Consider the following 11162-nt stretch of genomic DNA (forward strand, 5'->3'; position numbering starts at 1 on the left):
CCTCCTCAGCGGCGCATCGCGCGGCCGAGCACGTCGAGGCCGACGGAGCCGAGTCCCAGCGCCTTCGTGTGGAAGGCCTTGAGATCGAAGTCGGCACCCGCCTCGGCGGCAGCCTCGTCACGGAACTGCTCCCACAGGCGCTGCCCGATCTTGTAACTCGGCGCCTGGCCGGGCCAACCGAGGTAGCGGTCGAGTTCGAAGGCGAGGAATGAGCGGTCCATCGCGACGTTGTCGGTGAGGAACTGCCAGGCCTTCTCACGGTTCCAGATTCCGCCGCCGAGGCTGGTCGGAGCCTCGAGTCCGAGGTGGAAACCGATGTCGAGGACGACGCGGGCGGCGCGCAGCCTCTGTGAGTCCAGCATGCCGAGGTAGTCGCCCGGTTCGTCTAGGAAGCCGAGGTCGGCCATGAGCTTCTCCGCGTAGAGAGCCCAGCCCTCACCGTGACCGGAGACCCAGCACATCAGTCGTCGCCAGCGGTTGAGAGTGTCGGAGACATAGGTGGCCTGACCGACCTGCAGGTGGTGGCCCGGCACGCCCTCGTGGTAGACGGTCGTCTTCTCCTGCCAGGTGGCGAACTCCGTGACGCCCTCAGGCACCGACCACCACATCCGGCCCGGACGGGAGAAATCGTCGGTAGGGCCGGTGTAGTAGATACCGCCGGTCGCCGAGGGGGCGATCATGCACTCGATGGTGCGCACCGGCTCGGGAATGTCGAAGTGGGACTTCCCGAGTTCGGTGATCGCCTCGTCGGCGACCTGCTGCATCCATTCGCGCAGCGCCTCCGCACCGTGCAGGGTCCGCTCGGGATCCCTATTGAGCATGTCCATGACCTCGAAGAGATCGGCGCCCGGAGCGATCTTCTCGGCCACGGTGCGCTGTTCGGCGTCGATGCGGGCGAGTTCCTCGAGTCCCCAGGAGTAGGTCTCGTCGAAGTCGACCTCGGCGCCGAGGAAGTCGCGGGAGTGCAGCGCGTAGGCGTCGCGTCCGCACGCTTCGTTCTCCGGTGCCTGCGGCAGCAGCGTCTCGCCGAGGAAGTCAGCGAGCTCACCGAAGGAGGCCCGAGCCGCCTCGGCGCCGTCATTCAGGGTGGACTGCAGGGTCTCCGGGACTGCGGCCGCCCCGGCGATGAGGGCGTCGAAATTGCTGCCCGGCCGGGCGAGGGCACGCGCCTGTTCGATGACCTTCTCGACCTGGATCCGCGCGGAGACCCGGCCCTGTTCGGCCGCGAGACCGAGAGACTCCTGGTACCCGGCGATGGAGGCGGGCACGGCGGACAGAGTCGTCGCGATCTGCTCCCAGTCCTCGGTCGTCGCTGTGGGCATGAGGTCGAAGGCATCGCGGATGTCTTGGACCGGCGAGGCGATGACGTTGAGGCTCGCGTGCCGGTTCCCGGTCTCGAAGTGATCCCGGTCGACGCCGAGGCGGTCGCGCATCGCATCGACCGTGACACGGTCGACCTCGTCGAGTTCGTTCGTCGCCTCCACCTCATCGAGCTTCGCCAGCGTCTCGACGGTGAGGTCATTGGCTGCGGCCAGTCCGGCGGGGGAGAAGTCGTCGAATCCCTTCGCACCGTCGAGTCCGAGGTAGAGGGCGAGGGAGGGAGAGAGAGCGAGTGAGCGGTCGACGTAGTCTTCGGCGACGGCGTCGACAGGTGAGGGGGTTCTCTTCTGGGTCATGGATCCCACCCTATCGCGAGCTGCGTCACGTTCGGCCCGGACACCTGCATCTTCTTCTCACCGAACCCGCTAATGTGTCAGTGTTCGACGACTGACGACAGAAAGAGAGACCGATCTACCGTGGCACGAGCGAAGCTGTGGACGAAGGACTTCATCGTCGGGATCGGGCTCAACCTGTCGATGTCGATGGTGTTCTACCTCCTGATGACGTCCATGGCCGGGTATGCGGCTGCGCGTTTCGCCGCAGGGGAGGCCGCCGCAGGATTCGCGTCCTCGTCGTTCGTCCTCGGTGCCGTCGTCGCCCGCGTGCTGACCGGAAAATATCTCGACTTCATCGGACGTCGCCGACTCCTCGTCATCACCATGGCGGCCTCCGTCCTCGCCTCGCTGGCGTATCTGGTCGCCGATGACCTGCCTGTTCTGCTCGGACTGCGCATCGTCCACGGCATCGCCTTCGGAGCCGGGAACACGGCGATCATGACCGCGATCCAGAGCATCATCCCCTCCTCCCGTCGCGGCGAGGGGACCGGATACTTCGGCACGGCGACGACCCTGTCGACGGCGCTGGGCCCCTACCTCGGTGTCATCATCCCCCGCCAGTTCGACTTCGCGATGCTCTTCGTCGCCTCGGCGATCATGTCCGTCATCGCACTCGCGTGCTGCCTGCTCATCCGGCTGCCCGTCCAGGAGCTCAGCGACTATCAGCGGCGCACCAAATGGCACCTCAAGCTCGGCACGCTGGTCGATCGCGACGGGCTGCGGATCGGCTCGGTCATGCTGCTGGCCGGCACGGCCTACGCCGCAGCGTTGGTCTTCCTCGCCGGCTACGCCGCCGAACACGGGGCCGCACCCGCGGCCTCCTTGTTCTTCGTCGCCTTCGCCGCCGCCTCACTGGTGGCGCGTCTCTTCGTCGGTCGGCTGCAGGACGTCTTCGGAGACAATGCGGTGATCTTCCCCGTCTTCGTCTGCGACATCGCCGGGAACATCCTGCTGGCCATGTGGCCGACGATGAGCGGAATCATCCTGGCCGGAGTGCTCATCGGCCTCGGCTTCGGCTCCCTCATGCCCTGCATGCAGGCGATCACGGTCAAATCGGTGCCGATGAACCGCGTCCCCGTCGCCACCGCCTCGTTCTTCCTCCTCCTCGACGCCGGCTCGGGCATCGGCCCCGTCGTCCTCGGCTTCCTCTACCCGATGACCGGAGGAAACGGCATGTTCCTCGTCTGCGCGGGGCTCGTCGTCGTCGCCATCGGCGTCTACATCTGGGTGCACGGACATCGCCGAGGCGGCCGTCCCGGACGAGAGATCGTCGCCTGAACCTCCATTTGCTACCTGACGGCGGCCCAGCAACCCCGCGCGGGGTTGCTGGGCCGCCGTCAGGTAGCAAATGGAGGTTTTGTGGGGAGTGGGATGGCGATAGCCTTGAGGTGGTATTGCCGCTGACCGGAGGATGAGGATGAAGTTCGCGCTCGCCCAGATCAACTCGACCACCTCGGTGACCGACAACCTCGAGAAGGTCCGCAGCTATGCACGCTCGGCCGCCGAGGCGGGGGCGGCTTTCATCGTCTTCCCCGAGGCGACGATGTCCGCCTTCGGTTCCGGGCTGCGGGCGATCGCCGAGGACAATGCCGAGACCTGGCGGAGTGCAGTCACCGAGCTGGCCGCCGAGCTCGGCATCACCGTCATCGTCGGCGAATTCGCCACCACCGCGGACAAGGTCATCAACTTACTCGCCGTCTACACGCCGACCGGCGAACGCAGCGACTACGCGAAGATCCACCTCTACGACGCCTTCGGCTTCAAGGAGTCGGACACCGTCGAAGCCGGAGAGGAACCCGCGGTCCTCACCATCGACGGTGAGGACATCGGACTGGCCCTGTGCTACGACATCCGCTTCCCCAAACTCTTCGCCGAGCTCAGCCGACGCGGAGCGCGGCTGGCCGTCGTGGCCGCCTCATGGGGAGCAGGCCCCGGAAAGGTCGAGCAGTGGGAGCTCCTCGCCCGAGCCAGGGCACTGGATTCGAATATGTTCGTCGCGGCTCTCGGTCAGGCCGATCCCGAGGACTCCGGGGTCGATGTGCCGAAGAAAGGCCCGACCGGAGTCGGCCACAGCCTCGTCTCCGATCCCTTCGGCGCGGTGCTGACCTCACTCGACGGCGCTGAGCGCCTCGAGATCGTCGACCTCGACCTGGCGGGCGCGGACAAGGCCGCCGAGGCGGTGCCTGTCCTCGCCAACGCCAAGCTCGGCTACTGAGCCGCGCGGGAACGTTTCCCGTGATCGACAGGCCTCGCACGCCTGTGTCCCCGGAGGGCTGTGTCCGATCACACAATAATTGCACTTGAGGAAAAAATGCACTGAGTGCAACAATGGGGTCATGACTTCCAGTTCAAGCAGCGCGACCCCGGCTCCGGCAGAGGGGCTGCGCGAACGCAAGAAGCGCGAACGCGGTCAGGCCCTGCGCCGCGCCGCGGTCGATCTCGCCCTGGAGAAGGGCTACCACAACGTCACCGTCGAAGACATCTGCGAACGCTGCGGCGTCTCGAGGCGGACGTTCTTCAACTACTACTCGTCGAAGGAAGAAGCCCTCCTCGGGCGCGCCGACACCGTGTTCGACGAAGAGGACCAGCCGGCCATCGAGGAATTCGAAGCCGGAGGCCCCCACGGCAGCCTCATCGCCGACCTCGAACACCTCCTCGGTTTCATCGTCGCCACCCGGATGAGCAAGCGTGAGGAGATGCACCAGTACCACCTCATGCTCAAACAGGATCCCTCTCTGCTGCAGATGCAGATGGCGCGGATGGGCAACAACGAACGGCTCTTCCGCCAGATCATCCAACGTCGTCTCGACGGCCGCCCGCGGACCGCCTCGGCGCCGGTGCCACCCTACGACGCCGCCACGTCGCCCCGCTCGGAAGAGCAGGACGAGGATCCGGTGTCCACACGGGCCGAAGCCGTGGCGGCGCTGGCGATGATAGCGCTCAAAGCGACCTTCACCCGGCTGCGCCGAGCGGAAGGGGATCCGAACCCCATCATCGCGGAGCTCTTCGACGAACTGCGTGCAATCTTCAAGGAGGAATCAGCATGAGTGCTGCACCACCGACGGCCGAAAAGGCCCCGATCGTCCTCACGAAACGGACGATCATCCTCATCTTCTCCGCGCTCATGGCCGCGATGTTCCTCGCGACCCTCGATCAGACGATCGTGTCCACGGCGATGCCGACGATCGTCGGCGAACTCGACGGCGTCGAGCACCAGGCATGGCTGGTCACGATCTATCTGCTGGCGATGACCATCGTCATGCCCCTCTACGGCAAGTTCGGCGATATGTGGGGCCGGAAGATCATCTTCCTCGTCGCTATCGCGATCTTCGTCGTCGGCTCGTTCGGCTCGGGCATGGCGCAGAACTTCTGGGAGCTCATCGCCTGGCGCGGCTTCCAGGGTCTCGGCGGCGGCGGACTCATGATCCTGTCCCAGGCGATCATCGCCGACATCATCCCCGCCAGCGAACGCGGAAAGTACATGGGTCCGCTCGGCGGCCTGTTCGCGATCTCGAGCGTGCTCGGACCCGTCCTCGGCGGGTTCTTCACCCAGCACATGGACTGGCGCTGGTGCTTCTGGATCAACGTGCCGATCGGCATCATCGCCTTCCTCATCGCGCTCTTCGCGCTCAGGCTGCCGAGCCATCGCTCGGATCAGAAGGTCGACGTCCTCGGCATCGTCCTCATGGTCGCTACGACCTCGCAGCTCATCCTCGTCACCAGCTGGGGCGGCCACGACTACGACTGGAACTCACCGACGATCATCAGCCTCATCATCGGCACCATCGTCGCAGGTGTGCTCTTCGTCTTCGCCGAGTCCAAGGTGTCGAACCCGATCATCCCGATCCACCTGTTCCGCAATCCGACGTTCGTCCTCTCGACGACCATCGGCCTGCTGCTGGGGCTGGGCATGTTCTCCGCGATGGCGTTCCTGCCGACCTTCCTGCAGATGGCCGGGGGCACCGACGTCACCGGATCGGGGCTGCTCATGCTGCCGATGATGGCCGGTGTCATGCTCACCTCTATCGTCTCGGGCATCATCGTGTCGAAGACGGGCAAGTACAAGATCTACCCGCTCGCTGGCACCCTCATCGCCGGTTCCGCGCTGGCGTGGATGACGACGATGACCGCGGACACCTCGATGGTCCTCATCGGCACCATGATCTTCACGATGGGCTTCGGTCTCGGCCTGGTCATGCAGATCATCGTCCTCGTCATCCAGAACTCGGTGGATCCGAAGCTCGTCGGCACGGCCACCTCGACGAACAACTACTTCCGCGAGATCGGCGCTTCGGTCGGCACCGCCCTGTTCGGGTCGATCTTCACCACGCGCCTGTCGGACAAGATCGCCGAGGCGATGCACGGTCTGCCCTCGGACGCGGCGAATGCCGCCGCCGGAGCGCCGTCGACCGATTCGCTCACGCCCGAATCGGTGGCGGACCTGCCGGGTCCGATCCACGACCTCGTGGTGGGGGCCTACGCCGATGCCCTGGCACCGTCGTTCTGGTACATGGTCCCGGTCTTCCTCGTCGCCTTCGTCCTCGCCTGGTTCCTCCCGCAGCTCAAGCTCTCCGACGTCGCCGGCATGGTGGCCCGCGGTGAAGCCGTCTACGGAGAGGACATGGGCGGGCACGCCGCCGAGGCCGAGGCGGCCCCGGGCGAGCCGCGCCTGTCCACGATCTCCGTGGCCGAGGGAGCACAGCCGGACCTCGGTACCGATACAGCCACGATCCACCGTGCCGAAGTCAGCACGTCCGAGGTCAGCGGCACCGGTACGACCGCGCAGGCGAAGGGTCTGTGGCTCGATCCGACCAAGGAACAGTACCGGCTGAAGTGATCGGTCCCCGAGGGGATACCCGACAGCGGCAACACGATGGCACCAGTGAGTGCCTCAGCGACCCAGGTGCTGATCCCAGGTCTGAGGGAGTCGTCTGCGCACGTTGCGGCGAGGTGCTCGGAAGCCGGCCCTGTCGCCTTTGCGGGTCTCGGACGCGTCCGAGGCAGCGGCCTGCTGCGCGGCATACGCGATCGCGACCTGCCGGATCGCGACGACGGCGGCCACCGCGGCGGCACTGGCCATCTCATCGCTGATCGGCTCGCCGTCATCGGAGTGCACCTGGGACCGTCCCTCGACGGAGGGCACTCTCAGTGCGTCATCAACGGGCTCGGGATCCGTGCCTGTGGGCGCGTCCGCCTCGGTGCCGGTCTGCGCTTCCTCGCTCATAGGGGGATGTTACCGTGCTTGCGCGCGGGCGCGTCAACGTGCTTGTTCTTCAGGGCACGCAGAGCGCGGACGATCCGGTTGCGGGACTCGCTGGGCTTGATGACCGCGTCGATGTAGCCCTCTTCGGCCGCGAGGTACGGGTTGAGCAGAGCATCCTCGTAGTCCTGGATGAGCTCGCTGCGCTTGGCTTCGACATCCTCGCCGGCCTCCTCAGCGGCCTTGAGTGTGCGACGGTAGACGATGTTCGCCGCGCCCTGGGCTCCCATCACCGCGATCTGCGCGCTCGGCCAGGCGAGGTTGATGTCCGCGCCGAGCTGCTTCGAGCCCATCACACAGTACGCGCCGCCGTAGGCCTTGCGGGTGATGAGCGTGACCAGCGGGACGGTCGCTTCCCCGTAGGCGTAGATGAGCTTCGCCCCGCGGCGGATGATGCCGCCGTACTCCTGGTCGGTTCCGGGGAGGAAGCCGGGCACGTCGACGAAGGTGAGGATCGGGATGTTGAAGGCATCGCAGAGGCGGACGAAGCGAGCCGCCTTCTCCGAGGCGTCGATGTCGAGTGTGCCGGCCAGCTGCATCGGCTGGTTGGCGATGACTCCGACGCTCACCCCTTCGACACGGCCGAAACCGGTGACGACGTTCGGCGCGAAGAGCTCGGAGACCTGCAGGAACTCACCGTCGTCGAGGATCGTGGTGACGACGTCGAGGATGTCGTAGGGCTGTGAGGGCGAGTCCGGCATGAGTGTGTCCAGCGCCTCGTCCTCCGGGCTCAGCGACAGATCGGATTCGAATTCGTCGGCGTCGGCCGGGTCGAGGTTGTTCTGGGGCAGGAAGGAGAGCAGGTCGCGCACATAGTTGACCGCGTCCTCCTCGTCGCTGGCGAGGTAGTGGGCGTTGCCGGAGACCGTGTTGTTCGTCCGTCCGCCGCCGAGTTCCTCATGCCCGACGGTTTCGCCGGTGACGGTCTTGATGACGTCGGGGCCGGTGATGTACATGTGGCTGATCTGGTCGACCATGATCGTGACGTCGGTCAGCGCAGGGGAGTAGACCGCACCGCCGGCCGAGGGTCCCATGATCAGCGAGATCTGCGGGATCACGCCGGAGGAGGCGACGTTGAGGCGGAAGATCTCGGCGAACAGTGCGATCGATCCCACGCCTTCCTGGATGCGGGCGCCGCCGGAGTCGTTGATGCCGATGATCGGGCAGCCGAGCTTGAGTGCGAGCTTCTGGACCTTGACGATCTTGCGACCGTTCGCCTCGGCCAGGGATCCGCCGAGGACGGTGAAGTCGTGAGCGAAGACGGCGACGGTCTTGCCTTCGATCGTGCCCAGACCGCAGACCACTCCGTCACCGTCGGGGCGGTTGTTCTCCATTCCGAACTGGTGGTTGTGGTGGCGGGCGAACTCGTCGATCTCCTGGAAGGAGTCGGCGTCGAGGAGAGCATCGATGCGTTCACGGGCGGTCTGCTTGCCGCGGTTGTGCTGATTGTCCACCGAGCGCTGGTTGCCGGTGTGGGCCGCGTCCCGGCGCTCGGTGAAAGCGTCGATGCGCTCGGCTGTAGTCCGTGGAGTATCCGTCATACCTCCCACAATAACGACGCGTGAGCGTTTCATTGTGCACTCTCACCAAAAGAATCTAGAGTAGACTGGTGAACAGCCAACACAATCCTCTGCTCGTCGATTCGACCTCGGTGATCCGCGCAGCTGCGGACCGCGGAATTTCGATCCCGCGTCTGATCTGGGACGATACCTGCTCGTCTACGAACGACGAATTGGCTTCGCTGGTCCGCGAGCAGGTCGCCGGCGGCGGGACCCCGGCTGAGTTCACCATCCGCGGCACTGATTTCCAGAGCTCCGGTCACGGCCGGCTGGGCCGGGCCTGGACGGTCCCCATCCGACGCTCCCTGACCTGGTCGATCCTGCTCACCCCGCCGCCCGGATTCTCGCGCTGGGGGTGGATCCCGCTCATCGCCGGTGAGGCCGTGCGCTCCGCCGTCGCCGAGGCGGGGGTGCCCGCCGTGACCAAGTGGCCCAACGATGTCCTCACCACCGATGGGAAGAAGCTGTGCGGGATCCTCGCACGTGTCGAACCGCTGCCTCAGGGGCCGCAGATCGTCCTGGGGATGGGACTGAACACCAGGCTGGAGCCGGATGACCTGCCTCGGGCCGACGCGAGCTCGCTGGCCATCGAGACCGATGTGGACGGTTCAGAGATTGATCATGAAGCATTGCTAGTCTCCATCCTGAGCACACTGATTCCCTGCTACAGAGAGCTGACGGAATATGGCGAGACGGATTTCCGGGACAGCCCCACCTCCCACCGGGTGCGTGAGCACATGGTGACGCTGGGGACGCAGGTGAGAGTGGAGAAGCCCGACGGTTCGGAGCTCATCGGCACCGCCACCGGACTCGACTCCGGAGCCGACCTCATCATCGATGACCGGGTATCCGTCAGCGCCGGAGACGTCCATCATCTACGTCGCGTCTCCGTCCCACCCGGTGCCGTCCCGCATGGCACTGTCCCACCCGGCACCGTCACGCAAAGCACCGTCCGGCCCGGTCCCGACGGAGGTGAGCGATGATGCCGATCGACGACGCCGCCGGCAAGGACGGCACCACTGTGGACGACACCGCCGCATCCGCCATCGCCGAGGTGGACGACACCGATGACGTGAGCCCAGAGGCGTCCTCGGCGATGGCTGCGCAGACCGCGGTCCCTTCGGCCGCACAGGCCTACTCGACAGCACAGGCATCCTCGGCAGCACAGGCCCGTTCTGCAGCACCCTCGCACTCGGCGGTCTTCGACGCCTCCGTACCCGACGAGGACGCCGAAACCGCCGACGTCAGCGAGGACGCCGAAATCATCGACGCCGACGAGGACATCGACATGCTCACGCCCGATGACCCGGCGTCGGACAGCGTCACCGACGATCCTGCATCCGACACCGTCGCCGACGGCACCACGTCCGACGGTCCCGCGCCCGATGAACCTGTGTCTGACGGCTCTGGGGCCGACACCGACACCGACGACTCTTTCCCCGACGCCGAGGACTTCTTCGGAGGACTGCGCGAGGACCCGCGAACCTCGGCGATTCCCATCGTCAACACCGATACCGACGACGCCGAGGCGGCTGAGGACGATGGCCCCGACTTCGACGACACGATCTACGAGACGCGCACCGCGGCCGAACGCCTCGAGGAGATCCTCCTCGACGGCAAACGCGTCCTCGACCGTCGGGAAGCAGCCAAACTCGGAGGCATCTCCACCGTCTCGGCGCGCAAGATGTGGCGCGCACTGGGCATGTCCCAAGCCAAGGAGACGGACAAGGCCTACACCGTCAGCGACGCCCACGCCCTGCGGATCTGGGCGAAGCCCGTCGCCGACGGACTCATCGACCAGACCACCGCGCTGTCTCTGGCCCGCGCGATCGGACAGACCACCGACCGCCTCGTCGTCTGGCAGATGGAGACCCTCGTCGAGTTCCTCACCGAGGAGAAGGGACTGACCGACCCGGAGGCCCGGCGCGACGCCCTGCAGGTCGTCGAGGACATGATCGACCCGCTGCAGAAGATGCTCACCTACTCGTGGCGACGCAACCTCGCCGACGTCATGGGCCGTCTCAACGTCAACGTCTCCGACGGACTGGCCATGGACAACCGGCAGGGCTGGTATGACTCCTCGATGCCGCTGGCCCGCGCGGTCGGATTCATCGACCTCGTCTCCTTCACGCGTCTGTCCCAGCAGATGGAGCCCCGGCAGCTGGCGGACATGGTCCAGGAGTTCCAAGGCATGGCCTACAACATCGTCGCCACCGGAGGCGGCCGCGTCATCAAGACCGTCGGCGATGAAGTCTTCTTCGCCGCCTCCACGCCCTTGGCCGGAGCCGAGATCGCCATGACGCTGATGGAACGCGTCACCGCGGCCGAAGACCTGCCCCAGGCCCGAGTCGGCTTCGTGTGGGGACGGGTGCTCTCACGCCTGGGCGACATCTTCGGCTCGAGCGTCAACCTCGCCGCGCGTCTGACCGCCGTCGCCGAGCCGGGCACGATCTTCACCGACGAGGAGACCGCACGTGTGCTCTCGGCCTCCGACGACTACGTCTTCGAACCGCGACAGTCGATCTCGCTGCACGGGCTGGGAGAGACCTCGGTGGGGGAGATGAAGCGCGGCACCGCGACACGGATGCGCCTCGACCTCGACGACGACACCGAGGCCTGAGGCCCGGT

At 66.1% G+C, this 11162-nt stretch carries 9 protein-coding genes; 6 read left to right on the forward strand and 3 right to left on the reverse strand.

The window, feature by feature from the left end; all coding sequences use genetic code 11:
* Nucleotides 1-5: 5 nt before the first annotated feature.
* Complete coding sequence (locus tag GUY23_RS07065; RefSeq protein WP_166970950.1) at nucleotides 6-1676, reverse strand: DUF885 domain-containing protein; 1671 nt, start codon at nucleotides 1674-1676, stop codon at nucleotides 6-8.
* Between the two features lie 120 nt (nucleotides 1677-1796).
* Between GUY23_RS07065 and GUY23_RS07070 the strand changes: the two genes are divergently transcribed.
* The 4 genes from GUY23_RS07070 to GUY23_RS07085 all read left to right on the forward strand — a co-directional run bounded on the left by GUY23_RS07070 (nucleotide 1797) and on the right by GUY23_RS07085 (nucleotide 6552).
* Nucleotides 1797-2993, forward strand: a complete 1197-nt coding sequence (locus GUY23_RS07070) for an MFS transporter (RefSeq protein ID WP_166970952.1) — start codon at nucleotides 1797-1799, stop codon at nucleotides 2991-2993.
* Between the two features lie 139 nt (nucleotides 2994-3132).
* A complete protein-coding gene (locus GUY23_RS07075) occupies nucleotides 3133-3930 on the forward strand; it encodes a nitrilase-related carbon-nitrogen hydrolase (RefSeq protein ID WP_166970954.1) in 798 nt (265 codons plus the stop codon).
* Between the two features lie 121 nt (nucleotides 3931-4051).
* Nucleotides 4052-4762, forward strand: coding sequence for a TetR/AcrR family transcriptional regulator (locus tag GUY23_RS07080; protein WP_166970956.1), 711 nt, complete (start codon nucleotides 4052-4054; stop codon nucleotides 4760-4762).
* On the forward strand, nucleotides 4759-6552 hold the full coding sequence (locus GUY23_RS07085; RefSeq protein WP_166970958.1) for an MDR family MFS transporter: 1794 nt from the start codon (nucleotides 4759-4761) through the stop codon (nucleotides 6550-6552). The genes GUY23_RS07080 and GUY23_RS07085 overlap by 4 nt, the downstream gene beginning before the upstream one ends.
* Before the next feature lie 54 nt (nucleotides 6553-6606).
* Here the strand turns inward: GUY23_RS07085 and GUY23_RS07090 are convergent, their stop codons facing one another.
* Entirely contained in the window at nucleotides 6607-6939 is a 333-nt protein-coding gene (locus GUY23_RS07090; protein ID WP_166970960.1) for a hypothetical protein, read from the reverse strand.
* Nucleotides 6936-8516: an acyl-CoA carboxylase subunit beta gene (locus GUY23_RS07095; protein WP_166970962.1), complete on the reverse strand. Its 1581-nt coding sequence runs from the start codon at nucleotides 8514-8516 to the stop codon at nucleotides 6936-6938. The genes GUY23_RS07090 and GUY23_RS07095 overlap by 4 nt, the downstream gene beginning before the upstream one ends.
* 68 nt (nucleotides 8517-8584) lie before the next feature.
* Here GUY23_RS07095 and GUY23_RS07100 point away from each other — a divergent pair, with 68 nt between their 5' ends.
* Both GUY23_RS07100 and GUY23_RS18590 read left to right on the forward strand, forming a co-directional pair.
* Nucleotides 8585-9517, forward strand: coding sequence for a biotin--[acetyl-CoA-carboxylase] ligase (locus GUY23_RS07100; protein WP_166970964.1), 933 nt, complete (start codon nucleotides 8585-8587; stop codon nucleotides 9515-9517).
* Nucleotides 9514-11154 carry an adenylate/guanylate cyclase domain-containing protein gene (locus GUY23_RS18590; protein WP_228282779.1) on the forward strand — a complete coding sequence of 547 codons (1641 nt, stop codon included), beginning with the start codon at nucleotides 9514-9516 and terminating at the stop codon, nucleotides 11152-11154. The genes GUY23_RS07100 and GUY23_RS18590 overlap by 4 nt, the downstream gene beginning before the upstream one ends.
* The last annotated feature ends 8 nt before the right edge of the window (nucleotides 11155-11162 follow it).

This window comes from Brevibacterium atlanticum (assembly GCF_011617245.1).
Classification (GTDB): Bacteria; Actinomycetota; Actinomycetes; order Actinomycetales; family Brevibacteriaceae; genus Brevibacterium; species Brevibacterium atlanticum.